Raw genomic sequence first — 24,645 nt, 5'->3', positions numbered from 1 at the left:
GCTCAGCCTTTCACCGCGCCGATTGTAAGTCCTTTTACAAAATACTTCTGCAGGAAAGGATACAGCAGAACAATCGGGCCTGTAGCGATTACCGTCATAGCCATTTTCATGGATTCGCTGGGCAGCTGTTGAACCTGTTGTCCGGTCAGAGCTGCAATCCGTTTCAGTGCCTCGGAGCTGTTCAGTATATTCTGCAGCGTATACTGCAGATTCCAGAGCCGGTTGTCGTTGATAAACAGCATACAGTTATACCAGTCATTCCAGTACGCCAATGCGGTGAACAGCCCCAGCGTAGCAATCAATGGCTTTGCCATAGGCAGCATGATCCGTAAATAAATACAAAAGTCCCCGGCCCCGTCCATCTTGGCTGCTTCCACCATTTCATAGGGGATACCTTTCATGAAACTTTTAGCGATAATCATATTCCAGACTGAAAAAAGTCCGGGTATAATCAAAGCATACAGTTTATTATTGAACAGGAAGGTCTGTGTACACAGCAGATACCAGGGTACAAGCCCTCCATTAAATAATGTTGTAAAAAAGAAGAAGAAGGAAAAGCCGTTTTTCCAGGGAAAATCCTTTCTCGCCAGTACATAGCCTGTCATGGTCATCAGAATGATAGAAAGCACCGTCCCCGCAACTGTAACAAATATGGTCACTCCATATGCCCGAAGAATTTCCAGCGGATTCTTTAAAGCCGTATGATATCCAGCCAGGGAAAACCGTTCGGCTGTAACAAGAAAGCTGTAGCCTTCCGTAAGGATGGAATGTTCACTGGTAAAGGAACCTACAATAATCAGATAAAAGGGAATGACACAGGCAAGGGCAAAAAAGGCAGTCAATGTATAGGAAACCATAGCAAAAATAACTCTATCGGTACTTTTTCTTTTCATGGCCGCTCCTCCTAAAACAGGGTATAATCGGGATCGATTTTCTTAACAATGAAATTCGCCGTACATATTGTGATAAAGCACAATACCGACTGATAGAGACCCGCCGCCGCAGACATGCCGTAATCATTGGTAGTAATCATTGTCCGGTATACAAAGGTATCAATGACATCGGAGGTTTCCAGGAGAAGCTGATTGTTTTTGACCAGCTGATAAAACATTCCGAAATCCCCCCGGAAAATATTTCCGATTGCCAGAAGGGCCATTATAAATATAGTAGGCTTCAGGCTGGGAATCGTAATGCAGGTAATCTTTTTCCAGACATCAGCGCCGTCAATTTCCGCCGCTTCGTACATTTCCGTACTGATTCCCGCAATCGCCGCCAGATAAACCACGGTTCCATAGCCGGTCTGCTTCCACAGTCGGACACACACCATGACAACAGGCCAGGTTTTCACATGGCTGTATATGCTGTATGGTTCTCCGCCGATGGATGCCAGCACATTATTCAGCACCCCGTTATCACCGAATATATTCAGCATTACTGTTGATACCACAACCCAGGATATAAAATAGGGAAGAAACATTACCGTCTGGGATACCTTCTTAAAAATCCGGTTGTTGATTTCACTAAGCATAACAGCAAAACCAACTTCAAAAACGATGCCCAGTACAATAAACGCGATATTGTAAAGGAGGGTATTGCGGGTCAGGGACCAGAGCTTATCAGAAACGATCATATAATCGAAATTCTTCAGCCCCACCCAGGGACTTCTATAAATCCCGTCCTGATAGTTATACTTTTTAAATGCCAGGACAATTCCCGTCATGGGAATATAGCTGAAAATTACCGTATAGGCAATTGCGGGCGCCAACATAAGCAGCATAATCCTGTTTTTCCCCATTTTTTGAAATAAACCCGTCTGTTTCACATGTAACTCCCCTCTGCGTGCTCTGCACACTTATGTTTCTTTCACTGGTTTTATTTTAACAAACTCTTACGTTGTGCCACAATCGAACAATCCTTTAAACCCTGCAACATTTTTACCTATGTTTTAGCACTATCCTCTGATAGTTGGTAAATTCTTTTGATTCTGTTTTTTCCAGCGCATTTCCGTTTGAAATTCATTTATTATGAAGTAAAATAAGAATATAGATAGGACGTGGACGCACATCCGTCCGATTTATTTCTGCGGGAATTAAAGGGAAAGGGGAAACGTTAAAAATATGTATACACTTCTTGTTGCCGACGACGAACTTTTTACACGAAAAGGAATTATTAAGAAAATAGACATTGATCCCAGCGGCATTTCCACAATTCTGGAAGCCCGGGATGGAAAAGAAGGACTGGCAATTGCCCAATATACATCGGTGGATATTGTCCTTTCTGATGTACGGATGCCCCGAATGGATGGGATTCACATGTGCCAGGAAATACGGAATCTCTATCCGGACTGTGTCATTATTTTTTTAAGCGGTTATTCCGATAAAGAATATTTACGTTCTGCCATCAGTATGCAAGCCTTACAGTACATAGACAAGCCTGTGGAAACCCAGGCTCTTCAGGAAGCGCTTAACCAGGCGGTGTCCTACTGCAACGAGCTCCGGTATTCCCGCTATTTTGTAAAAGAGGCAAACAGGAAGCGTCTTGCCCGATTTCTGCTTGCCAGGCCGGTGTCCAACGGCCAGCTGCCCGTGTTGCTGTCCGAAAGCGGCCAATCCTATGAAGACTTCCGGGACAGCCTGACTGTTATTTTCCGTTTTCTTCCCGGCCCTGATTCTTCAAATGAAAAACTTGGCTTTCATAATATGCTGGAACAATGCCAGGAAATTATCTCGGAAACGATACGGGATAAGCATCTTCCTTTTCTGATCACTGATTACCGGGAAAATAATCTGGTGATTCATCTGCTCTCCACACCTGACCGGATGGTTTCTGCCTTTTCTAAAGTCTTTTGGGAAAACCTAATGAAGGAAATATCGGAAAAAATAGCCGAATTCCCCCATTTCATCAGCATCGGACCGCTGGTGGCTTCCCCGGAGGAAATATACCTTTCCTACAATGCCGCCGCCATCAATCTGCAGACCTTATTCTATGCCGGAAGCAATTCCCTCTCTTTTGCCGAGGAAATGCCCTCCGACAGCTACAGTCTTTCCCAGGAATTACTGGATGCCATGAAACAGGCTGTACATGATAAAGATACGGATAAATCATTTGCGCTGCTGGAAGAACTGGAGCAGGGATTCCGTTCCCATCCGGGAACACTCATCAGTAACACAAAGGAAAATTTTTACCGGCTTCTTTCCTGGCTGGTCAGTTATACCAAAAATAAAGCCGGCACCGATGCACTGGAAACGGAAAATTACCTGTGGGAACTGATCCATTCCGCCAATACCCTGGATGATCTTCTTACTTTTACACGGAATTATCTCTCCCTTTCCTTTAAGGCCCTGAAAAGTCCCGGCGGAACTTCTGTTTCTTCTCTAATCAAACAGCTTGTCATTGACAATTACCGCAATCCGGATTTGGACATCCAGTTTCTGAGTGATAAGCTGAGCCTTTCCATATCTTATTTAAGTTATCTGTTTAAACAGGAAACCGGTTTGACAATCAATCATTATATTAACGAATACCGTATCTGGAAAGCCAAGGAACTTCTTGTAAATACGGATCAGAAAATCGCTGAGGTTTCCGATTCTGTAGGATTTGCGAATCAAAATTATTTTGCCAAAACCTTTAAGAAAATTGCCGGCTGTTCTCCCTCTGTTTACCGGGATTTACATGTGGAAGGATAAAGTATGAATTGGTTTTCACGTTTTCAATATTCCCATAAATTAAAAACTAAAATTTTAATTTCTTATCTCATTCCCAGTGTCACCCTGCTTTTCCTGCTCTCGGCGGCAACCTATTTTGCCAGCGCCATGCTGATGGAAAAGCGCCTTCTCCAGTCTGCCAGTGATACCATCCGGCAGACGGAAAATTCCCTGCAGAGCTTTATAAACAAATATGATGCGCTCACGCTTTCCTATTCCTTTTCCGGGAGCGTGCAGTCCCTACTCGGGCAGGATTTTACGGATTACAACATTAACCGGCAGAAAACGGATAAACTGAATTTTGAAAGTGTGCTTTTTTCCTGTATTCCCACCCGTATTGAAAATACTAACACCGTCTGCGATATCCGTATTTATTTTAACGACAGTTTTTCTTATTTTAATAACCAAAGCCGGTATTTTAATTACAGCGATGTCACAGAAGAAGAATGGTTCCGGGCAATTATGGATGGTTATAAAAAAGACAGGACTTCCTTTTATCTCATATCTCCGGAAGAAAACCTGTTCTCCTCCTATGGGAAAGACAGCTTTTCCCTAGCCAGGGTCATTGTGGATACCTCCTACTACCCTAATCCTTTGGCACTTGTGGTTTTGGATATCCCCCGCTCTTATCTGGACACCTCTGTAAGCAATACCAATATGGACGGAGTCGTCAATTTTGTAACGGCAGACGGGGAGAATATGATTGCCTGTTCTGACAACAGCCAGCTTTCCCTGTATGAAGAAAGCCTGGCTGTTGCCCCCGCACGCGGCTATCATCCCCATGAATGGAACAAGGTAACCATACAAAATATCCGGTATCTGATGAAAACCGATCCCATGGATTCCTATACTCTCTCCCTCACCACCCTCATTCCTTACCAAAACGTTGTGAAGGATATCACGGTTCTGAGAAATATTATGCTGGTGCTGGGACTTATACTGGTAGCCGCCAGCTTTTTCTTTGCAAATACGACCGCCAACAACATCACCAACCGGTTATCTCACGTAAACAGCAAAATGCGTGAGGTACGTACCGGCAAGCTCACCCCTCTGCCTCAGGGCAAACCAAAAAACACATGGGACGAAATTGATGAACTGATGGATACCTACAATTATATGATCGGGGAAATGGAAATCCTGATAGAAAGCCAGTACGAAAACGGAAAAGAAATCAAAAATGCGGAACTCCGTGTCCTGCAGGCACAGATCAACCCGCATTTTCTCTATAATACCCTGGATCTGATTCACTGGTTTGCGGAAGAAAATATGGTAAAGGAAATAGATACCGCAGTGAACTCCCTCGCCACCTTCTACCGGGTCAGCTTAAGCAACGGTCAGGAACAGATCCGGCTGAAAGATGAGCTGGCGCAGGTAGAGGCTTATATCCGTCTCCAGAATCTGCGTTTTCAGGATACCATCCAATACGAATGCCATATTGAGAAGCGTTTCCTGAACCAGCCGATTATTAAGATGATCCTTCAGCCCCTCGTGGAAAACGCCATACAGCATGGCCTTTTTGAAAAAGATGACATGGGGGGTACCATCTCCATCCGCTCCTGGCACGAGGAGGAAGGGCTTCTGTGCCTGATAATCGCTGATAATGGCATAGGGATGGATTCCCGTCAGCTGGAGCTTCTGAACAAAAATCTGCAGACTCCCGATGAAGGCCACGGATATGGAATCCAAAATGTGAATTCCCGGCTCCAGCTTTATTATGGTTCCGGCTACCATCTGTATTTTGAAAGCCGGCCGGGCAAAGGGACAGAGGTATATGTACGGGTTCCGTTAATGTGCTTAAATACTTAATCTGCAGCAACCACTGTTTTTCTTTCGTTATAAAAAACCTGGCTTATCCCGAATGCACTACAATCGGATAAACCAGGTATTATAAAAACAGGATATCACAAAACAACCACATGCCGTTAACTTTCCAGATACATCTCCCGGAGCCGTTCCCTTCTCTCTTCATCCAGTCCCATTTCCTTTTCCAGAAACGCATCCATTGTGCCATACGTTTCTTCAATGGCCTGGAACACACGGATAAGATAGCTTTCCTGCACCTGCATCAATTCCCTGAGGCAGTCAATGAGCTGCGGGTTCTGAAGACGTTCCTTCAGCTTTTCCAGATGGCCCTCCACCACATCCGCAGTAAAGGTATTCACCATCATGTAATCTGCCAGAATAGTCTCTCTGGGCACATTCAGAGCGGACAGGAGCAGGGCGGTGCCCACGCCCACACGATCCTTCCCGGCGCTGCAGTGCCACAGGACGGCGCCTTCCTCCTGTGCCAGGAGGATGTCAAAAAACTTCCGGTACTGCTGTCTGGAAAAGGGATCCATGACCAGATTGCGGTACAGGCCTGCCATATATTCCTCCGCCGCCTTCTCGCTGCTGCTCATCTGCTGTACCAGCATTTTCATCATGTCCTTTTCGGCGGATTGTTCCCGGGTGATTCCGATCGCCTGATCGCTGAGAATGGGATTTACCACATAGGCCACCCCGGGGAGTTCGGGATCCGGGGCCTCGCCGCGTTCTTGTCCGGTGCGGAAGTCCACATCTGTGCGCAGGCCGTACTCTTGTGTGAGGATCTGTTTATCCGTTTCGGTCATACCGGCCAGCTGCCCGCTGCGAAGCAGCCTGCGGGGGCGTATTTTCTTTCCGTCCGCCGTTTCAAAACCGCCTAAATCTCTGGTATTATGCAGTCCCTCCAAGGGGATTCTTCTGATCTCTTTCATCCGGCCTCCTGCGCTTTTTTCTTATTCATGTTACGTTTTATCACCTTCAGCCTGGTGAATTCTTCCCGTTCCTTTTCCTCCAGGGCATTGCTGATATCTTTAACCAGCGCCGTGTAGGTAGGGATGGTGATGTTCTTCAGCGCATTGGCACGTTTCTGTGTCTTGCGGATGTTCATTGCCAGCCGGTATGCGGCGTTTTCCACCATAGACAGCTTGATTGTCAGCTCCTTCACCTTCAAAAAGCCTTCCCTGGCCCTGTCCACGGACTCCCTCGTGCTGTAGAAGCCATAGCTGGGACCGGCCTCATCCGGCGTATATTCCACCTTGGGGATCTCCGTTCCCATAATGCTTCTTGTTTTAATGCGGACGGAAGTTTCTATCGGCACCGCGTGGGATATTTCCTGCACGTAATGGATTCCCACTTCGATATTCGCCTGCTGAAGGGCTTCATAGGCATTGGTAAAGGTCTCGTTGATTTCCGACTGGATGGCCTTTGCTTCCTCATTCAGGTTCATCAGCTCCCGTATGAGGATATTCCTTTTTTTATCCATCAGCTCATAGCCCTGTTTTGCCAGCTCCAGGGAATTCTTTACCATGATCAGGTTGCCTTTGGTAGGAAATATGTTTTTCTCTGCCATGTGCTCACACCCTTTCCTTTACGCCTTCTCCCCGGCGGGATAATACTGATCCAGTACCTTGGTATTGACACGGTCCAGCTCCTCCCTGGGAAGCATATGCAGAAGCTCCCAGCCGATATCCAGGGTCTCCCGGATTGTCCGGTTTTCCTCCTGCCCCTGGCCTACGAAACGTGCCTCAAAGGCTTTCCCGAATTCCAGATACTTTTTATCCAGAGGGGAAAGCTCATCTTCACCGATAACGCTTGCCAGCGCCCTGGCGTCCCCCACCTTGGCATAGGAGGCAAAAAGCTGGTTGGCGGCGTCTGCGTGATCCGCCCTGGTATAGCCCTCTCCGATACCGTCCTTCATCAGACGGGACAAAGAAGGAAGCACATTGATGGGAGGGTACACGGATTTCCCGTTCAGCTCCCGGTCCAGGACGATCTGTCCCTCCGTAATATATCCGGTCAGATCCGGGATGGGATGGGTGATATCGTCGTTGGGCATGGTAAGTATGGGGATCTGGGTCACCGAACCGTCCACGCCTTCCACAATGCCGGCCCGTTCATAAATGGTCGCCAGCTCACTGTAGAGATAACCCGGATACCCCTTACGGGACGGGATTTCCCCCTTGCTGGAGGATACCTCACGCATGGCCTCGGCAAAGGATGTCATATCCGTCAGGATAACCAGGATGTGCATGCTCTTTTCAAATGCCAGATATTCCGCCACGGTAAGAGCCACCTTGGGGGTGATCAGCCTTTCCACCACCGGGTCGTTCGCCAGGTTCAGGAACATGACCACATGATCGGATACGCCGCTTTCCTCAAAGGTGCTTTTAAAATATTCCGCCACGTCATATTTTACGCCCATGGCGGCAAAAACAATAGCGAACTTCTCCTCGGAATTATCTCCCAGGGATGCCTGGCGCACAATCTGCGCAGCCAGCTGGTCATGGGGAAGGCCGTTTCCGGAGAAAATAGGGAGCTTCTGCCCCCGGATCAGCGTTGTCAGCCCGTCAATGGCGGAAACGCCGGTACGGATATAGTTACGGGGATATTCCCTTCTCACCGGGTTCAGGGGTTTGCCGTTCACATCCGCCTTTTTCTCCGCCACGATTTCCCCCAGATTATCGATGGGTTCGCCGATACCGTTGAAGGTTCTTCCCAGCAGGCTTTCGGAAAGCCCGATTTCCATGGGATGCCCGGTAAACCGGGTGTGGGTGTTCTGCAGGGACAGGTTTTCCGTCTTTTCAAACACCTGCACCACCGCTTTATCCTCATTGATTTCCACCACACGGCCCAGCAAGCGATCCGCGCCATTGTCCATGGTGATTTCCACCACCTCGTCAAAGGATGCGCCCTGGACGCCTTCCAATACTACAAACGGGCCGTTCACACTGTGCAAGCCCAAATATTCTATTGCCATAATGCGCCTCCTTTATGCATTTCTGGCAATGACATCATCGTAAAACTTATCAATTGCCTTCTTATAATCTTCAAATTTATCCAGACGGCTGTTTTCCACATCATACTTGATGGAAATCACCTTGTCAAATATGGGATCCTCCCGCAGCACCGACATGGGCATCCCCATGGAAATGAGCACTTTGGACTTCTGGTACAGGTAAAGGATAGTCTCCATCATCAGCTTCTGCTTCGCCAGGGGCACACAGGTATCCTCCGGGTGGAATGCATTCTGCTGCAGGAAGCCCAGACGGATAACCCTGGCGATTTCCAGCGTCAGCTTCTGATCGTCGGGCAGCACATCGCCGCCGATGAGCTTGACGATTTCCATAAGCCCGCTTTCCTGGGTCAGTATGGATACCAGCTGGTTTCTGTTGTCTATGAAATCGCTCCCCACATGATCCGCATACCAGCCTGCCAGATCCGGCAGGTATTCGCTGTAGCTGGACAGCCAGCTGATAGCAGGAAAATGCCTCTCATGGGCCAGGCCCTTGTCCAGTCCCCAGAAGCAGCGGACAAAGCGCTTGGTATTCTGGGTAACCGGTTCGGAAAAATCGCCGCCCTGGGGGGATACCGCACCGATGATGGATACGCTTCCCTCCGTGCCGTTCAGATTCTGCACCATGCCGGCCCGTTCGTAAAACGCGGACAAACGGCTGGCAAGATAGGCAGGGAAGCCTTCCTCGGCAGGCATTTCCTCCAGACGTCCGGAAAGCTCACGCAGAGCCTCTGCCCAACGGGAGGTGGAATCGGCCATAATCGCCACATGGTAGCCCATGTCCCTGTAGTATTCCGCCAGGGTAACTCCGGTGTATACACTTGCCTCACGGGCCGCCACCGGCATGTTAGAGGTATTCGCAATCAGCACCGTCCTGTCCATCAGGGGATTTCCCGATTTGGGGTCGATCAGCTTGGAGAAATCCTCTAATACCTCCGTCATCTCATTGCCGCGTTCCCCGCAGCCGATATATATGATAATATCCGCATCGGACCATTTGGCAATGGAGTGCTGGGTCATCGTTTTCCCCGTTCCGAACCCTCCGGGAATCGCCGCCGTCCCCCCTTTGGCGATGGGGAACAGGGTATCCAGTATCCTCTGGCCGGTTACCAGGGGCTGGGAAACCGGGAACCTTCTTGCCGTGGGACGGGGGCGTCTGATAGGCCATTTATGCACCATCGTCAGCGCAGTTTCCGTACCGTCCGCCTTCTGCAGCACCGCGAGCGTATCACTGATGGTATATTTTCCGTCCTGTGCCGCACTGATGATATACCCTTGCATTCCGGGCGGTACCATAACCTTATGCACAATAGCGGGGGTTTCCGGTACTTCGGCCAGGATGGTGCCTCCGCTGACCTTATCCCCTTTCTTCACCAGCACCCTGGTATCCCATTCCTTATGGGTATCCAGCGCATCCACGGCAAAGCCCCTGCTGATAAAGTCACCGGAGATCTTTGCCACCTCTTCCAGCGGCCTCTCAATACCGTCAAATATGTTGTTCAGGATTCCCGGCGCCAGCGTTACGGACAAGGTGGCCCCGGTTCCTGTAATCGTTTCCCCGGGCTTCATTCCGGAGGTTTCCTCGTAAACCTGAATGGTGGTAAATTCCTTTGTCAGGGAAATGACTTCTCCGATCAGCTTCTCTTCGCCGGCGTAGACCATCTCTCCCATGGAAAATCCCACATCACCTTTTACCGTAATTACAGGCCCGTTAATTCCATATATCTTTCCTGTTTTTTCCATAACAAGATCTCTCTCTTTCTGTCATAAGTTACGGCCTGCCAAGCCCTATACCTGAAAAACAAAAGCTCCTTCCGCTTCCTTCAGCTTTGTTTCAAAGGACTGATCTATCAGTATATTCCTGGAGCGGATTAATGCGCGGATACCCCCGCCAAAACCATATTTGCTCACTTCAACCGTCGTATTGGTCATGGACGCCAGGGAATTGAGCTTGCCGGAATCCGCCGGATCAATATAAATAAGCACCTCATCCCCTCCGGCGAATTCCTTCGCCTTGCGGATCTCAGCCACCAGATAATCCTGGTACTCCCTGGTATCCATATAGTTCTCCAGCTTATCCCTTACCTCAGTAAATAGCTTTGCCTTCAGTTCCTCGGAAAGCTCGCCCGCCTTTTCCCGGATCTGCAGCTGTGCCCTGGCAATTTCGGCGTTCTGCTTCTTTTTGAAGCTGTCCTCGGAAAGCTTCAGCTGCAGAGCTGCTTTTCTCGTGCTCTCTTCCTTATGCTCTTCCAGCGCTTTTTCCAGCGCATTTGTATAATCAGTAAGAACCTTCGCATTCTTCGCGTTGGTGCTTTCCGTCGTCACATCCAGGAAATGCTTTAACTTTTCCTCTGTTGTCATAAAGAACCTCCTATTATAACCTGAACTGTTCCGTTTCTTCACAGTTACAGCTTGATACCGATAGCTTCGTTCACATATGCCGTAATAAAATCCGATCTCCGGCCGGTACCATGTCTGTCAGGTATCTCAACCACCAGCGGCACTTTATAATTCAGCTTCACATTGTTGACGACATCCGGAAAATCCCTTCCGAATTTTTCCGTGAGCAGCAGGATCCCGATTTCCTTATCGGCAAGCACCTTGTCGATTTCTGCCTTCAGCTCCTGCTTTTCATGGACCACCGCCCCCTCTACGCCGGCAAGTCTCATGCCGGTGTAGGAATCAATGTTATCGCTGATAAGATACATTTTCATTACAGTTTACCAAGGATCATGAAGGCGATGATCAGACCGTAGAGGCAGACACCTTCGGCAAGACCTACAAAGATCAGGGACTTGCCAAGGATGGAGGAATCTTCGCTGATAGCTCCCAGCGCCGCACTTGCCGCACTGGCAACGGCGATACCGCCGCCCACGCAGGAAAGGCCGATGGAAAGGCCCGCAGCCAGATAGCCCAAACCGGTTGCCATACCGCCCGCGGCAGCTGTTGCTGCCGCCGCATTTGCCGCATCCGCAGCGGATGCCTGGCCGCCGAACATCACAAGGCCGGTTCCCAGCATGAGGCCGAAAAAGGCAACGGCATTGACTGCCAGGGATATTTTATATCTTCTTTTGGATTTTTCCCCTTTAAAATACATCCGGAAAGGTACCACAATGCTTAAAATTAATGCTGTAAATAATAAAATTTTTGCCATGATAAATGACCTCCTATTAGTCCTTTTCTTTTCTATGTTTGTACTTTTAATTGCTCTTTGCCGTCTTTGCATATGGCTTGAACTCCCTGCCGTCCCCTTTATAGAACCGGCTGAAGAATTCATAATACTGAAGCCGCAGTCCCTGTATCCCCACGATAAGTCCTTCCATCCCGCAGACAACCAGGTTGCCTATAATAATGACGATGATGTTGGGGGTCCCCCCGTTTTCCGCCCCGGCCAGCATGAGCACAACCTGCATCATAGCCGCATGGCTCACCGCAAAGGCTCCGATACGCACAAAGGACAGGGTGTTGGAAAAGTAACTGAGAAGCACTTCAAACATTTCAAAAAATGCCTGCACCGCAAACATCCCTTTGCCGCCTTCTATCAGCTCCTTCTTCTTGTTCAGCTTGTTGGTAAGGGGTTCCTTGCAGGCTATCACCAGCAGAGGGACCGCAAACATCACCACAAGGACGATTCCTGCGGGAAGGGAGTGCCCTGTCATGAACAGCACCACCACCGCGGCCACAGCCCCGTAAAACACCAGCCCGGCCACACCGTTAGTGTCAAACAGCGCTTCTCCCAAATCCTTCGCACGCAGGCTGTTGATGATGTGGAATACCATCATTAACAGCACCAGTCCCATACCCAATCCCACCGCAACCACAAATACCGTGTTCAGGTTGCCGATAAACGGAAGCGTTGTCATCGCCTCTGTAGGCCGCAGCCAGAGAGGCTCTATCACATCCTCAAATCCGAATACGCTGCCGAAACAGAAACCGAACAGCGTGGAAAAGATACCGCAGCTTCCTACGATAGCCGCCAGGTTGAGCTTTTTAAACTTATACAGGAGCATACCGCCCGCGAACAGGCACAGCCCCTGTCCCACATCCCCGAACATGGCTCCGAAAATGATGGAATAGGTTACAGCCACGAAAATCGTGGGATCGAATTCCTGGTAATCCGGAAGGCCGTACATCCGGATGAACATTTCAAAGGGCTTGAAAATCCCCGGGTTTTTCAGCTTGGTGGGAGGCTTGCGGAACCGGTTTTCCAGGCTTGTTCCTTTTCCGTCCTCAATCATACAGAAAATATCCGCATCCCCTTCGATTTCCTTTTCAAACTTCTCCGCATCCGCCTGCGTCATCCAGCCGCAGAGAATAAAAAACACCGTATCCTTTGCCCTGGTAAAGGCCGCCAGACGGCGCACATCAAAGTACTCGGCGCTCTCCCCGATCCGTTTTGCCGCGGCCAGGATCTGGCTTTTGCGCTCCTCCAGCCGGTTAAGGAAGGTATCCTCAAGCTCCCGGAGCTTCCCGTCCAGCTCCGTTTTCCGGGCGTTCAGCTTATCATAAGCCTCCTCCACGGTCCCCTCATAATCATCATCGATGAAGGTTCTTTCAAAATGGAGGGACGCATAAACGGCGTCCACCTTTTCCTCTTCGGCGGCAGGCACAAAATAAACACCCCATATATAGTTCTCATCCCTTCCGCACTCATCAAATATGGAACAGATATCGTCCATGAGGTATTCCTTCAGCTTGGAATAGGATTCCACCGGAATTTTCCCGAAACGGAACTTGATATGTTTGAAATGGAGGATAGATGCCACATCATAATGCAGATCCTGGAAAGGCCGTATATTCGTCAGCAGATCCGCCACTTTCCTGCGTTCGGCCTCCAGGCCGCTTTTCGCCTGTCTGCACGTCTCCAGCTCCTTCCACAGCCCTTCAACCAGGGAAACGGCCGGTTCAATCTCCATCCTGCCGGCCGTCCCGCCGTCCTGCGTCCCGTCCGTCAGACGGCCAGCCAGCTCCTCTGCCTTTGCCTTGATGTCCCGATAGGGATTACTGTCCGCACAGGGAGTGATATTCTTCAGGTCTTTTAATTCGGATAACGTATTCTCCAGCTGTATTTCGTACCGGTACAGATATTCGGAGGTCACTCTGTCTATCTCTTCCTTGGGTCCGATAATACTGATAAATTTCATTTTTTCTATCACTGCTCACACCTCCTATGCAGACGTCTTATCCCATTCATCCTTTGCCTGAACGGGAGCCGACGCCAGATATTCTTTAATCCGCTCTGCGGGCAGACCATAACGGACACATTCGATTACCTTAATCACCTTATTCACCTCTTGTTCCTTTTCGTACAAATAGGTGTCCAGGCAGGCGGCGGAATAGCCTGCCGTCCGAAGGTTTGCCTGATGGACCTTATCCATCAGCCTGCCGCAGATTTTTTCCAGCTGTACGTACGACGATTCCTCAAGGTGCCTGCCATAGCTGGTCTGCTGCAGGACATCCATATATTCCTTGGCATTTTCGGCCTCCACCAGCTGCTTGACCTGTTCGGTGGAGAGCCGGTAATGAATGGGAATCAGAAATGCATAAATATCCGCGGGCGCCATACAGTAATATTTTTTAGCCCGGTATATCCACTGGATATTCAGCGTATCCGCCTCCAGTCCGGCAGAACGCTGTATGACCTGCAGATCCTGCTTCTTCAGATGCTTTTTCACATCCAGCCACAGCTGTTTGAAGAAAAGCATATCCAGAGCCGTTTCATAAGCAAACAGATTGGCCCCTCCGGCTTTATTCACCACCGCCAGCGCCTTTCCGTACGGCGTATCCTGCAGCAGCCCTATGAGGCCCTCCACGGTTTCCGCCCCCATCAGCACATGGGGATCCATGGAAGAATGACGCTCAAAAACAGCCTGGTAGGCCGACAGATCGATGTCTGTCCGGTCCTCCTGGCTGTCAAACAGATACCGCAGCACATTTTTCAGGAAAATCACTTCATACCTCATGAAATAATCTCCTAAAAATACTCTTTGCTCCAAATCCGCAAATCTGTACAATTTGCCAAAATCATAATAGAGAGACTGCTTTATCAGCGCCTCCGCCGCCCCTCTGTGCAGATGTGTTTCATCCTTATCTGCCAGCACCTTCCCGTAGGAAGGAAGCTTTTTCAGGTAGGAAAGGACCTCGGGTACGCTGTGCAGGTCACTCATTTCCCGGAACTGCTCCTGGGAAAGCAGCCGGCCCCTCATGGCCTTCACCTTCGTGGAGAGTCCGCTGTAACGGAATAAACTCATAACACCTCGTCCTTTCAGCTGCGAACCATTTCTTTCAGAAGCCGGTCGCTCAGCTTTCCATGCTCGTTATCATATTTTTGCTGCAGCTTCTCCAGAAGCCTTCCGGTTTCTTCTTTCAGACCGGCCAGGGCTTCCTCTTTTTCCTTCATGAGCCTTTCCTGCAGCTCCTCCTGTTTTTTCCGGGTATCCGCGGCAAGGGCTTCGTCAAATTCCCTTGTCTTCGCTTCCATTTCGGCAGAAATCTCTTTTTTTCTCACTTCCACCGCTTCATTCATCCGGTTGGCGGTATCTTCGATCTCCGCCAGCCTGCTGATCACTTCATCTACGGCTTTTTCCATATCTTACCTCCTGCCTTCCTATCGTCAATATGCCCTATCAATTAATTATTGCTTGTCATATTGCCCATGTCAATTTAGTATACCACCGGGAAAATCAAACCACAATATGCATAACTGCCAAATAAACAATGTTCATTTTCATATTTCTTAGCAATAAAAAAAGCGTCTGGTTGCCGATTCCTGACGCCTTTTCGTTCTTTTTCTATATCCCAGATAATCTCCTTTTTTGCACCCATCCATCCTCCACCTCTTCCTTTATTAAGAAAGAAAGGATGTGGTGTCATGCAGAAGAAAATCTGCCATTCTCGCAATGAATTCCGAATTGGTAGGTCTTTTGCCTTCTGACTGGCAATAGCCGAACAGACTTTTCTGCTCCTTTTGATTTCCCCGTTTCCAGGCAGACTCAATAGCATGTCTGACGGCATGCTCCACGGTTTCTCCCGTTGTCTTATGCTTTCTTGCAACCGCAGGATACAGCTTCTTCGTAATACCGTCCAACTCTTCCATATCCTCCATGCAGATCGCAAGAGCCGTTTTCAGATATTGATAGCCTTTCAGATGGGACGGTATTCCGATTCTGGAAAGCAAACGTTCAATACGTATTTGTGATGAACAATTCCCCCGATTGTCCGTATGTGGATCTCCATAAGATAAAATGATTTGAAGATCCTTGTCCTGTCTCAGTAATTGGGTAAGTTGAAAAATGTGCGACTGATTACAGTCAGCCACCGATACCCACATACAACTCATATGCTCTCTCCTCTCGTATCATTCCCCACAAAATTGTATTAACAATTAACAGTTACCACTCTATTTTATCAGATTATTTTTATTTGTAAAGGTAATTTATGGCACAATTTTAGAAAAATTTTATTCTTAGCGTGTCTTTTATGGCACATGCCGGAATAAAAAGATGATTGCAATAACGATAAAATGCTGACTTTCTTATCTACGAAGGACTGCATTTCCCCAAAAATGCATATTCACGGAGGAAGAAAAATGGATTACTATGATACGGAAACTTATAACCCCGATATGGCGGAAATATTAATGAGCCGGATATCCACCCAGCTTTCCAGCCACAACTGGTCCCTGAAGATCCTGTCGGATAAATCCGGCGTCCCCTATGAAACGATCAAAAAAATAGCAAACGGCAAAACAGCAAATCCATCCTTAAAAAGCATTCTGAAAATTTCCGCCGCATTCGGCTGCAGCATGGATTACCTGGCAGGAAAAGAAACCCAGCCCGCACAGGGAAGCTGGGGCGGGTGACGCCAAACTTTTTTATCTGCATCCCCAATGTATTCCTATTTGAATTAGTACTTAGAATATGTTAAGATAAAAACAATGACTACCTGAAACAGGCACGCAAATTTTATGCGTACCATAGAAAGGAACCTTATTCATATGAAGAAAGCTTTGATTATAGGCGGCGGTCCTGCAGGTTTGACCGCAGCCTATGAATTATTAAAGGGCAGCAAACAACGGATGTCACGCTCTGCGGACCATCCTTATGTTCAGGCAGAAAATCCGCCGGAGGAAATCGAGGTCATTGTTTTTGAGGAAAGTGATTTACTGGGAGGGATTTCCAAAACAGTGAACTATAATGGCAACCGTATGGATATGGGCGGCCATCGTTTCTTTTCCAAGGATCCCAAGGTAAACGCCTGGTGGCATGCAATGCTTCCTCCCCAGGGCGCCCCTGCCTATGATGATATTATTCTGAAGCGGACGCCTCCCCTTGCCGCAGGAGGGCCGGATCCGGAGAAAACGGATCGGGTGATGCTCACCAGGAACCGGGTATCGCGTATCTATTTTGAAAAGAAGTTTTTTGATTACCCGATTTCCCTGAAATGGGAAACGTTTAAAAATATGGGCTTTCTGACCACCCTCCAGGCCGGTTTCAGCTATCTGGCTTCGGTGCTTCATAAAAGGCAGGAAAATTCCCTGGAGGATTTTTATATCAACCGGTTCGGCAGGAAGCTTTATTCCATGTTTTTTGAAAAATATACGGAAAATCTGTGGGGGCGCAGCCCCAAAGAAATCGCACCTGACTGGGGGGCGCAGCGTGCCAAGGGCCTTTCCGTCATGGCGATAGTTATGGATATGTTCAAGAAACTCCTTCCCGGCGGGAAAAAGGGCCATGTGGAAACCTCGCTGATTGAAGAATTCAGTTATCCCAAGCTGGGGCCGGGTGAGCTGTGGGATGTAACCGGCGAGGAAATTATTAAAAACGGCGGGCAGATACTCCGCGGCTGCCGTGTTACCAGGCTGCACAAGGATGCTGACAACCATATCACCTCCCTTACTTATATTAAGGAAGGAAAAGAACACACCATGGAGGGGGATATCTTTATTTCCTCCATGCCAATCAAGGATCTTGTGGGAGGCATGAACGATGTGCCGGCCAAAGAAGCAGCTATCGCTTCCGGCCTTCCCTACAGGGATTATATGACTCTTGGCGTCCTGGTTCCCAGACTGAATCTGGTGAATAAGACAAAGATAAAAACGATTGCCAACATCGTTCCTGACGATTGGATTTATGTACATGACAGAACGGTTCAGATGGGCCGTTTCCAGATTTATAACAACTGGTCTCCCTATATGGTAAAGGATTTGGAAAACACGGTCTGGGTGGGCCTGGAATATTTCTGTGACGAAGGGGACTCCCTGTGGCGGATGACGGAAAAGGAATTTTCCGATTTTGCCGTAAAAGAAATGGTAAAGATGGGCCTGATTGACAATACCTCCCAGGTAATCGACACCCATATGGAGAAGGTCAAAAAGGCGTACCCTGCTTATTTTGATACCTACAAGGATATTGACCGCCTCCGGGATTACCTGGATACCATCGATAACCTTTACTGTGTCGGCCGTAACGGCCAGCACCGTTATAACAACATCGACCATTCCATGGTTACCTCTTTTGAAACCGTGCATAATATCCTGCACGGCGTGCAGGACAGAAGCAATATCTGGAATGTCAATACGGATAAGGAATATCTGGAATCCACAGCGGAACAGAATTAATGCATAACAAAAGATTCCGGCCATAAACGAATGGTATCCGTTTATAGCCGGAATCTTTTTATCTGCATCACAGGTTATGCTTAATTTGCTGCCTCAACTGCCTTTTTTCCGCTTTTTCAGGACATCGTTCACGATTTCCATACGAAGCCCCGCATCAATAAAATCACAGTGTTTACAGAAGGGATAGTTCTGCCTTCCGTCCTTAACCGCATTTCTCAGCTTCTGATAGGCCGGGCTGTTCCAGGCATCCTTTAAGGGCATTGTTGTCAAATCGCCCACATCCGTCACTTCAAAATTATCACAGCAGCAGATACCCAGCTTTCCGCCGGGAGTGATCCACATATCGGTATAGGGCATCAGACAAGTTTCCTTGATTACCTTTTCCGTAGCGGCCTTATTGGGCGCGCTGCCGGCACGGTTGGTCAGGACCTCCTTCAGGTAACGCATCTGAATCAGGATATCCACATCCTTAAATTCTTCCGGATGGGCCTTTACATATTCATAAATCACCCTGACATTATCATGCAGCTTCATGTCAAGGCAGTAGTTGTTGATAATAAGCTGATTGACATACGGAACGATTTCCTTCACCTTATCCACATCCAGAAGCAGTCCGTTGGTGGACATGAAGATAAAGCTCTCCGGCAGCTGTTCCCTGGCATATTTATGGAATTCCACAATCCGGGTATCCAGCCACGGCTCATTGTTCCCGTACAAGGTCAGATGCCCCTTGTATCCCCAGTCCCTGAGCTGATCGATAATGCTGTAATACAGGCTCTCTTCCATTCTGGCATAGGGACGTTTTTCCGCATTCTTATTGGCTGTACAGAACTCGCAGGTGCTGTTGCAGCGGTTGATCGTTTCCAGGTTTACCACATTGGGATGGGGCACGGGATCACTGCCCATAAAATATTCAATATAGTCCTTCTGGGATTTTCCCCGGGTCATGAACTGGAAGGTAAGATACCCTTCACTGGACAGCTTGGGAAAGTATTTTCTCATATTCCAGCCGAATTTACCGGCGAAATTATGGATTCTGATTGGCATGTTATATTGTCTCCTTCTCTTATTCAGTACACCTCGAACAGTCCCGATACGTCTGAACCGTTACGTACACCGTACGGATTTATCCATCATCGCAGAACGGCACATCTGCCGGACTGCCGTTTGGAACGTTTATGCAAAGTATCCCGCATACGGCACAATCCATGCCTGCCGCAGGCCTTTACCATCATATCATCCCCGGACTTTCTTGTCAAACCGGACGTTTATCTTTATACGGCTTGCCGACCGTCACCATAACGTTCAGCCGGCAGTTTCTCCGGTTTCATATACATATATGGTATAGGGGGATTCTTCCTGGGTATAGGTCCCCTTCAGCGTGAATCCCAGTTCCTTTTCGTTGCTGATTTTAATTCGGGAAAACAGATATTTGCCTCCCAGGCTGCGGAACATATCCCCGTCAATATAAAGCCTGTCATCCGCCACATTCATCGTCCTTACCGCGTTCCAGGTATTCTCCCCGGATCCGGAAAACAGATAGGCCCTGGCTCCCCAGTCCCAGAAATAGATGTCCCATTCCTCCACACGCTCCGTGGCGGGTGTGATCATGGCACCGAAGCTGTCTTTATATTCCTGGGGATAAAAGCCCAGATAGCCGTCCAGCGTAGCGATACCGTTATAGGAAAGCACAGCCGGATGCATTCCGTAGGCGGCGCTGTATTCCCCGTTATAACCGATATCGGTCTTTATTTGTTCAAACAGCTTTTCCGAATAAAATTCCCTGTAATTCAGGGTCTCCACCGGCATCTGCTTAATCAGCCGGTATGCATTGTAATAACAGGTATCATAAAAATCGTTATAAACCGCCGGTGTGAGGACCACCACCGCCAGCGCGATAAAGGCGATCAGGTTGCCCAGCCATTTTTTACGTTTATCATACAGATACTTGATGATAAAAAACAGGGCCGCATACCAGAGGAACGGGTTAAAAAACACGGTCCGGTTAAACTGGAACCCCTTAAGCGGCGGAACCAGCGTCTCAAACAGCCCCCGGAACCCGCCCCAGTAATAAAAGCCGTAGATCAGGCAGTTCCCTATAATAAAATATATCACCAGGCAGAAGCTGTCCGTGAGAATCCTGCCCGGCTTCTTCTCCCGGAGGAAACCGATCACGCGGAATCCAAGGAACAGCAGGCACAGGGGAAGGACAAATTTCGTATGGGAAGGCTGGGCGTGGAAGATGGCCTGATAAAAAACATCCCATATGGTTGCCGCAATTTGGCCGGCGGTAAAATTATCATCCGCCATAGTGGAACGCATGGTAACCACATCGGAAAACAGCATTTCCCCAAACAGCCTGTACTCAAACAAGATGTAACCCGCCGCCAGAAGAAACAGGGCTGTTACAAGTCTCCAGCTCACCGCCTGCTTCAGACTGGCCGAACCGGCTCCTTTTTTCAGCTTCCGGTAATCTCTCACCGCAAGGATAATAACAGCCAGTACCAGATAGGCAAGGATAAAGAAACCAAAGTAGGAAAAATAAGAAAGCAGCGGATACAGGAAAAGGAACAGATAATCCCACCTGCTCTGCCCTCTGTAAATCCGGCGAAGCAGGAGTATCGCAAGGGGAATGGACGCAAATGCAATCCCATAGGCCGGGAATAAAGGCAAAAGTCCGTAAATCAAGCCGATAATCACCGCCGCCGGTTCATACTTTTTGTACGCATCCCGATAGATATCCTTCGCCAGCAGCATCACGGAACCCGCGGCAATCAGAATCTTCAGGAAATACCCGCACATATACGCGGCAAACGGGGGAAAGAGCCAGAAAAGAATGTTATACAGGGAAAACTCAGAGCTGAGATAATCCCGTGAAATCCCCCCCAGGACAGGCACTGTCACATCATGGGCAAAAAAAGCATCCGCGTATTTCATTGCCTGGAAATGTCCCATAAACAGATCCAGATTATCGTGGGTGGCAATATAGCTTCCTTCCCCGAAAAAAAGGAATACGGCCGCCTCTCCCAGTATTACGGCCGCAAACAACAGCCAATACCATTTTTCTGTCAAAGTCCTGCAGATTTTCTTCATCTTAATTCTCCATCACGGTATTTCTTCCTGCTTCCAGGTATTTTTCCACAAACTCCTTTTCCGGAACAGGCCTGCCGAACAGATAGCCCTGTATGAAATCCGGACCAAGCTTCTGGAGCTTTACCAGCTCCTCCTCCGTTTCCACCCCTTCCAGGCAGACACCCAGGCCGATGCTGTGGGCCATTTCTATGATATGCCCAAGCAGCGTGTAATCGTAATTGCTTTCCATCGCCCTGACCCCGAAGGAACGGTCTATTTTAATCATATCCGCCCGCAGATCCTTCAGGTAACGCAGGTTCGAATAACCCGTGCCGAAATCATCAATCGCCAGCTTCATTTTCTGTCCCCGGATATCCTCCATAGCCATCCGGAAAGCCAGATCCGTTTCGATATAACCGCTCTCGGTAATTTCCAGCATGATATTCTCCGGGCATACCTCCAGCATTCCCAGATGTGTCCGGAGTTCCTGAAGCACATCCGTCTTTTTCAGCTGTACATAGGACAGGTTGATATTCATATGGAAGGAAGGGATGTGCTTCTTCAGCCTGCAGCAGCATTCCACCGCTTCTTTCATGACATGGGATCCCATGGGTATAATCAGGCCGCTGTCCTCCATGACGGGAATGAACACCCCCGGCGACATGGCGCCGTATTTGCTGCTGTTCCAGCGCAAAAGGGCCTCAGCCCCTTTGATTTCATAGCTGTTGGCATCCACGATGGGCTGATAATAAAGGGTAAAGCCTTCATACTTATTAAAAATCGCCTTGCGAAGCTCTTCTTTGATTTCCAGCTTATTCACGTAGGCGTCATAATCATTTTTGCTGAATTCCACCAGACCGTTTTTTCCCCGGCGTTTCGCTTCGCTCATGGCAAACTCCAGATATTTCACCAGTTCCCCATAGGTTCCGGAGGGATAGGGCGCTTCCAGGAGTCCGGCAGAAACGGTATAAAAATTCCGGTAATCCTCTTCTTCAATATGGCGGAAAATATTCTTCCTTATCTTTTCAAACAACGCCCGCACCTTATCTGAGGTCGTGTCAGTCTGGCAGAAAAGCACGAACTCATCGGCTACCAAACGGTACAGCATCATTCCCGGTTCCATGCATTCCCGTATGATGGACGCCAGCTCCTTCAGCAGCGCATTTCCTGTCTCTATTCCGTATTTTTCATTAATTTCCCTGAAATCATCCACGCCTATCAGCATCAGAAAGCCGTTTCCTTCTTCCTTCAGAAGCATTCGTTCCGCATCCAGGGCGAGCCGGCTTTCTTCATACAGGCCCGTAAGACGGTCTCTTTTTTCCCCTTTGCCCGATTCCGCCACACTTCCCACAAGCAGCCGGATATTTCCTTCTTTTCCATAAACTATGGTTCCCCTGCAGTGGATCCAGACCTCCTCCATATCACGGCCGTACCACCGGTATTCCATATCGTGGAAATTCTTCTTCCCGGTCTGCAGCAGCTCCAGCTCTTTGCGCAGCACAGGGAAATCCTCCTTCACCACCACTTCCTGCAGTCCAAGGGAGGCCGGACAGATACAATCCGTGGACAAATGGAACCGCTGCAGTGCCCTGCTGCATATGGTACAGCTGTCCTCCACAAAATCCAGGATGTAAAAATAATCATCACTTGTCTGGTTCAGTGCCTGAAACACTTCCGTTATCTGTTTATTATCCATAGTGGACAGCAGGACTTTATTTTCCATTCTTATTCCCTATACTTTCCGTATGCATCAACAATCTTAGGCATTACCTTCATATTACAAATACTCAGCAGGTATGTCAACTCTTTCCAATCCGCCGAAGGGTTGAACCGTCTGAACTGTTGCAAAAAAGTTACACAATCTCTATTTGGTAACTCTCAACGGATTGCCATTTATTACAAAATATGCTACTCTGGAATTTATAGTGTTATTCTTCGTAAGATAAACCTGCTTTTATGGGAAAGGGGCTGCTTTCATATGAAATATGAATATACTTTTTCGGAATTACAGAATGAAATGTCTGTTTTAGAGAACACCTTTCCTATCGTGCGTCTTGTGGATCCGGTAGCCTGCCGGGTGGTGAACGTTGTCCGGCAAGACGGGCGTCTGGTTTTTTCCCCTGAAGCCCCCTGTTATCAGGTGTGGAACCGGAAACACCAGTGCGCAAACTGTATTTCCGCCCGTACGCTGCGCTCCGGGCAGGCCTGTACTAAATTTGAGTGTGTGGGAAACCGGGTATTTCAAATAATCTGCAGATATGTCCTCCTGGAGAACACAAAACTGATTCTGGAAATGGGAACCGATATCTCGGCCTTTATCCTGGACGGCAGGGAGACCCCGGAGGAAATCGAAGAAGGAATCCATCTGCTGAACCACAAGATGGTGACGGATCCCGTCACCCTGGCTTATCAGCCCCATTATATTGAAGAGCATCTGCTCCATATGGCTATGAATACCGCCAGCCAGCCCTACACCTTCCATCTGGCCCTTATCGGGATTAACGGCCTGGAAGAAATACGTATGAAGGCCGGCTGTCTCGCCTGCGACGGGATCCTGCGCGCTGCCGCCGATTCCATCCGGCAGCAGCTTCCCTGCGATGACGAAGGAGCATTCCTGGCTATTTATGATGAAGATTCTTTTTTATTCGCCGCAGGGAATGGATCCCATGAAGCGATAAAAGAAAAGGTGCTTGCGGTAATCCGCAGCGCCCCTTCCGTTCCTATCCTTTTTGGAGAAAAACCGCTTTCCCTGCAGCTGTGTGCAGGGCTTATCACCTGTACAGCACCGGAGCTGGTACAGACGGATTCCCTCCTGGATTCCGTATATGCCCTCCGCCGGACGGCCGGACAGCTTCCCCTGCGTTTTGCGGAACGCTTGCTGCAGCCCGGACAGGACTAAATCATGTAAGTCATGCTTTCCATGCGTTTTGCATGTTTTTCAGCCAAATCCGCAATGGTCACATGATCCACCACGCCGTTTATGGCATCCGCCAGTTGTTTCCATACCTCCACCGTTTCGCACGTATCATAGCGCAGGCAGTCCACCTCGCCCCCGCAGCTGTCCAGGCAGGGAACCGGGTTCAGGGAACCTTCGGTCAGACGGAGTATCTGGCCCACCGTATATTCCGCCGGATCCCGGGAAAGACGATAGCCTCCCTGGGCGCCTCTTGTACTTTTCACAAAACCGGCCTTATTCAGGATGGCTATAATCTGCTCCAGGTATTTTTCCGAAATTCCCTGGCGATCAGCTATCTGTTTTACTTTAATATATTCTCCGGTGTTATTTACCGCCAAATCCAGCATAACACGTACCGCATATCTTCCTTTTGTCGAAATTCTCATGGCACTCATCTTTTACCTCATTTACTCAAACTCCGCAGCTGCCGAATGGCCCTCCGCCGGCTGTCTGTGCGGCGTTCCCGGGACTGAAAAGG

The 24,645-nt window shown here is 48.7% G+C and carries 23 protein-coding genes; 5 read left to right on the top strand and 18 right to left on the bottom strand.

The genetic code is table 11. The annotated features are described in order from the left end of the window. Positions 1–2: 2 nt before the first annotated feature. Positions 3–893 carry a carbohydrate ABC transporter permease gene (locus DXA36_RS05610; protein WP_118677188.1) on the bottom strand — a complete coding sequence of 297 codons (891 nt, stop codon included), beginning with the start codon at positions 891–893 and terminating at the stop codon, positions 3–5. Positions 894–904: 11 nt separating this feature from the next. After that, on the bottom strand, positions 905–1,822 hold the full coding sequence (locus DXA36_RS05605; protein WP_118677186.1) for an ABC transporter permease: 918 nt from the start codon (positions 1,820–1,822) through the stop codon (positions 905–907). 295 nt (positions 1,823–2,117) lie between these two features. Here DXA36_RS05605 and DXA36_RS05600 point away from each other — a divergent pair, with 295 nt between their 5' ends. Then, complete coding sequence (locus DXA36_RS05600; RefSeq protein ID WP_118677184.1) at positions 2,118–3,686, top strand: helix-turn-helix domain-containing protein; 1,569 nt, start codon at positions 2,118–2,120, stop codon at positions 3,684–3,686. 3 nt (positions 3,687–3,689) lie between these two features. Further along, the gene (locus DXA36_RS05595) at positions 3,690–5,510 is read left to right on the top strand and encodes a sensor histidine kinase (protein ID WP_118677182.1); all 1,821 of its coding nucleotides are present in this window, start codon (positions 3,690–3,692) and stop codon (positions 5,508–5,510) included. Between the two features lie 116 nt (positions 5,511–5,626). Here the strand turns inward: DXA36_RS05595 and DXA36_RS05590 are convergent, their stop codons facing one another. The 12 genes from DXA36_RS05590 to DXA36_RS05540 all read right to left on the bottom strand — a co-directional run bounded on the left by DXA36_RS05590 (position 5,627) and on the right by DXA36_RS05540 (position 15,859). Further along, entirely contained in the window at positions 5,627–6,439 is an 813-nt protein-coding gene (locus DXA36_RS05590) for a tyrosine-protein phosphatase (protein WP_118677180.1), read from the bottom strand. Further along, positions 6,436–7,077 carry a V-type ATP synthase subunit D gene (locus DXA36_RS05585; protein ID WP_118677178.1) on the bottom strand — a complete coding sequence of 214 codons (642 nt, stop codon included), beginning with the start codon at positions 7,075–7,077 and terminating at the stop codon, positions 6,436–6,438. Before DXA36_RS05585 ends, DXA36_RS05590 begins: the two co-directional genes overlap by 4 nt. Positions 7,078–7,095: 18 nt before the next feature. Further along, entirely contained in the window at positions 7,096–8,484 is a 1,389-nt protein-coding gene (locus DXA36_RS05580; RefSeq protein WP_118677176.1) for a V-type ATP synthase subunit B, read from the bottom strand. 12 nt (positions 8,485–8,496) lie between these two features. After that, complete coding sequence (locus tag DXA36_RS05575) at positions 8,497–10,263, bottom strand: V-type ATP synthase subunit A (RefSeq protein ID WP_118677174.1); 1,767 nt, start codon at positions 10,261–10,263, stop codon at positions 8,497–8,499. 45 nt (positions 10,264–10,308) lie between these two features. Continuing rightward, entirely contained in the window at positions 10,309–10,881 is a 573-nt protein-coding gene (locus DXA36_RS05570; RefSeq protein ID WP_118677172.1) for a V-type ATP synthase subunit E, read from the bottom strand. A gap of 44 nt (positions 10,882–10,925) precedes the next feature. Then, entirely contained in the window at positions 10,926–11,234 is a 309-nt protein-coding gene (locus tag DXA36_RS05565; RefSeq protein ID WP_118677170.1) for a V-type ATP synthase subunit F, read from the bottom strand. Continuing rightward, a complete protein-coding gene (locus tag DXA36_RS05560; RefSeq protein ID WP_118677168.1) occupies positions 11,234–11,674 on the bottom strand; it encodes an ATP synthase subunit C in 441 nt (146 codons plus the stop codon). Before DXA36_RS05560 ends, DXA36_RS05565 begins: the two co-directional genes overlap by 1 nt. Before the next feature lie 46 nt (positions 11,675–11,720). After that, a complete protein-coding gene (locus DXA36_RS05555; RefSeq protein WP_118677166.1) occupies positions 11,721–13,676 on the bottom strand; it encodes a V-type ATP synthase subunit I in 1,956 nt (651 codons plus the stop codon). A 12-nt stretch (positions 13,677–13,688) separates the two neighbouring features. Then, a complete protein-coding gene (locus DXA36_RS05550; protein ID WP_118677164.1) occupies positions 13,689–14,771 on the bottom strand; it encodes a V0D/AC39 family V-type ATPase subunit in 1,083 nt (360 codons plus the stop codon). Positions 14,772–14,785: 14 nt separating this feature from the next. Beyond that, positions 14,786–15,109 carry a hypothetical protein gene (locus tag DXA36_RS05545; protein ID WP_118677162.1) on the bottom strand — a complete coding sequence of 108 codons (324 nt, stop codon included), beginning with the start codon at positions 15,107–15,109 and terminating at the stop codon, positions 14,786–14,788. A 74-nt stretch (positions 15,110–15,183) separates the two neighbouring features. Continuing rightward, the gene (locus DXA36_RS32870; RefSeq protein ID WP_182478946.1) at positions 15,184–15,345 is read right to left on the bottom strand and encodes a hypothetical protein; all 162 of its coding nucleotides are present in this window, start codon (positions 15,343–15,345) and stop codon (positions 15,184–15,186) included. A gap of 22 nt (positions 15,346–15,367) precedes the next feature. Beyond that, entirely contained in the window at positions 15,368–15,859 is a 492-nt protein-coding gene (locus tag DXA36_RS05540) for a sporulation initiation factor Spo0A C-terminal domain-containing protein (RefSeq protein WP_118677160.1), read from the bottom strand. Positions 15,860–16,108: 249 nt separating this feature from the next. Here DXA36_RS05540 and DXA36_RS05535 point away from each other — a divergent pair, with 249 nt between their 5' ends. Both DXA36_RS05535 and DXA36_RS05530 read left to right on the top strand, forming a co-directional pair. After that, positions 16,109–16,381, top strand: coding sequence for a helix-turn-helix domain-containing protein (locus DXA36_RS05535; protein ID WP_243114573.1), 273 nt, complete (start codon positions 16,109–16,111; stop codon positions 16,379–16,381). Between the two features lie 135 nt (positions 16,382–16,516). Continuing rightward, positions 16,517–18,139 carry an NAD(P)/FAD-dependent oxidoreductase gene (locus DXA36_RS05530; RefSeq protein ID WP_118677158.1) on the top strand — a complete coding sequence of 541 codons (1,623 nt, stop codon included), beginning with the start codon at positions 16,517–16,519 and terminating at the stop codon, positions 18,137–18,139. 93 nt (positions 18,140–18,232) lie between these two features. Here DXA36_RS05530 and DXA36_RS05525 read toward each other — a convergent pair whose 3' ends face one another. The 3 genes from DXA36_RS05525 to DXA36_RS05515 all read right to left on the bottom strand — a co-directional run bounded on the left by DXA36_RS05525 (position 18,233) and on the right by DXA36_RS05515 (position 22,934). Next, complete coding sequence (locus DXA36_RS05525; protein ID WP_118677156.1) at positions 18,233–19,186, bottom strand: radical SAM/SPASM domain-containing protein; 954 nt, start codon at positions 19,184–19,186, stop codon at positions 18,233–18,235. Positions 19,187–19,444: 258 nt separating this feature from the next. Next, positions 19,445–21,232 (bottom strand): DUF6044 family protein, encoded by a 1,788-nt coding sequence (locus tag DXA36_RS05520; RefSeq protein WP_118677154.1) that lies wholly within the window; start codon positions 21,230–21,232, stop codon positions 19,445–19,447. A 1-nt stretch (position 21,233) separates the two neighbouring features. Then, positions 21,234–22,934: a bifunctional diguanylate cyclase/phosphodiesterase gene (locus DXA36_RS05515; protein ID WP_118677152.1), complete on the bottom strand. Its 1,701-nt coding sequence runs from the start codon at positions 22,932–22,934 to the stop codon at positions 21,234–21,236. A 255-nt stretch (positions 22,935–23,189) separates the two neighbouring features. Here DXA36_RS05515 and DXA36_RS05510 point away from each other — a divergent pair, with 255 nt between their 5' ends. After that, positions 23,190–24,110: a GGDEF domain-containing protein gene (locus tag DXA36_RS05510; protein ID WP_118677150.1), complete on the top strand. Its 921-nt coding sequence runs from the start codon at positions 23,190–23,192 to the stop codon at positions 24,108–24,110. Here the strand turns inward: DXA36_RS05510 and DXA36_RS05505 are convergent. After that, positions 24,107–24,553 carry an RrF2 family transcriptional regulator gene (locus tag DXA36_RS05505; protein WP_118677674.1) on the bottom strand — a complete coding sequence of 149 codons (447 nt, stop codon included), beginning with the start codon at positions 24,551–24,553 and terminating at the stop codon, positions 24,107–24,109. The two genes, DXA36_RS05510 and DXA36_RS05505, sit on opposite strands and share 4 nt — an antisense overlap. Positions 24,554–24,645: the final 92 nt, after the last annotated feature.

This window comes from Eisenbergiella sp. OF01-20, assembly GCF_003478085.1.
Classification (GTDB): domain Bacteria; phylum Bacillota; class Clostridia; order Lachnospirales; family Lachnospiraceae; genus Eisenbergiella.
This window is presented reverse-complemented; position numbering and strand designations above follow the sequence as displayed.

Excerpts from the sequence above, each read along its gene's own strand:
- DXA36_RS05610 (WP_118677188.1), bottom strand. The coding sequence starts at position 893 with ATGAAAAGAAAAAGTACCGATAGAGTTATTTTTGCTATGGTTTCCTAT.
- DXA36_RS05575 (WP_118677174.1), bottom strand. The coding sequence starts at position 10,263 with ATGGAAAAAACAGGAAAGATATATGGAATTAACGGGCCTGTAATTACG.
- DXA36_RS05545 (WP_118677162.1), bottom strand. The coding sequence starts at position 15,109 with ATGGAAAAAGCCGTAGATGAAGTGATCAGCAGGCTGGCGGAGATCGAA.
- DXA36_RS05580 (WP_118677176.1), bottom strand. The coding sequence starts at position 8,484 with ATGGCAATAGAATATTTGGGCTTGCACAGTGTGAACGGCCCGTTTGTA.
- DXA36_RS05590 (WP_118677180.1), bottom strand. The coding sequence starts at position 6,439 with ATGAAAGAGATCAGAAGAATCCCCTTGGAGGGACTGCATAATACCAGA.
- DXA36_RS05585 (WP_118677178.1), bottom strand. The coding sequence starts at position 7,077 with ATGGCAGAGAAAAACATATTTCCTACCAAAGGCAACCTGATCATGGTA.
- DXA36_RS05595 (WP_118677182.1), top strand. The coding sequence starts at position 3,690 with ATGAATTGGTTTTCACGTTTTCAATATTCCCATAAATTAAAAACTAAA.
- DXA36_RS05525 (WP_118677156.1), bottom strand. The coding sequence starts at position 19,186 with ATGCCAATCAGAATCCATAATTTCGCCGGTAAATTCGGCTGGAATATG.
- DXA36_RS05570 (WP_118677172.1), bottom strand. The coding sequence starts at position 10,881 with ATGACAACAGAGGAAAAGTTAAAGCATTTCCTGGATGTGACGACGGAA.
- DXA36_RS05520 (WP_118677154.1), bottom strand. The coding sequence starts at position 21,232 with ATGAAGAAAATCTGCAGGACTTTGACAGAAAAATGGTATTGGCTGTTG.
- DXA36_RS05505 (WP_118677674.1), bottom strand. The coding sequence starts at position 24,553 with ATGAGAATTTCGACAAAAGGAAGATATGCGGTACGTGTTATGCTGGAT.
- DXA36_RS05540 (WP_118677160.1), bottom strand. The coding sequence starts at position 15,859 with ATGAGTTGTATGTGGGTATCGGTGGCTGACTGTAATCAGTCGCACATT.
- DXA36_RS05550 (WP_118677164.1), bottom strand. The coding sequence starts at position 14,771 with ATGAGTTTATTCCGTTACAGCGGACTCTCCACGAAGGTGAAGGCCATG.
- DXA36_RS05535 (WP_243114573.1), top strand. The coding sequence starts at position 16,109 with ATGGATTACTATGATACGGAAACTTATAACCCCGATATGGCGGAAATA.
- DXA36_RS05510 (WP_118677150.1), top strand. The coding sequence starts at position 23,190 with ATGAAATATGAATATACTTTTTCGGAATTACAGAATGAAATGTCTGTT.
- DXA36_RS32870 (WP_182478946.1), bottom strand. The coding sequence starts at position 15,345 with ATGGGTGCAAAAAAGGAGATTATCTGGGATATAGAAAAAGAACGAAAA.
- DXA36_RS05600 (WP_118677184.1), top strand. The coding sequence starts at position 2,118 with ATGTATACACTTCTTGTTGCCGACGACGAACTTTTTACACGAAAAGGA.
- DXA36_RS05560 (WP_118677168.1), bottom strand. The coding sequence starts at position 11,674 with ATGGCAAAAATTTTATTATTTACAGCATTAATTTTAAGCATTGTGGTA.
- DXA36_RS05565 (WP_118677170.1), bottom strand. The coding sequence starts at position 11,234 with ATGAAAATGTATCTTATCAGCGATAACATTGATTCCTACACCGGCATG.
- DXA36_RS05515 (WP_118677152.1), bottom strand. The coding sequence starts at position 22,934 with ATGGAAAATAAAGTCCTGCTGTCCACTATGGATAATAAACAGATAACG.
- DXA36_RS05530 (WP_118677158.1), top strand. The coding sequence starts at position 16,517 with ATGAAGAAAGCTTTGATTATAGGCGGCGGTCCTGCAGGTTTGACCGCA.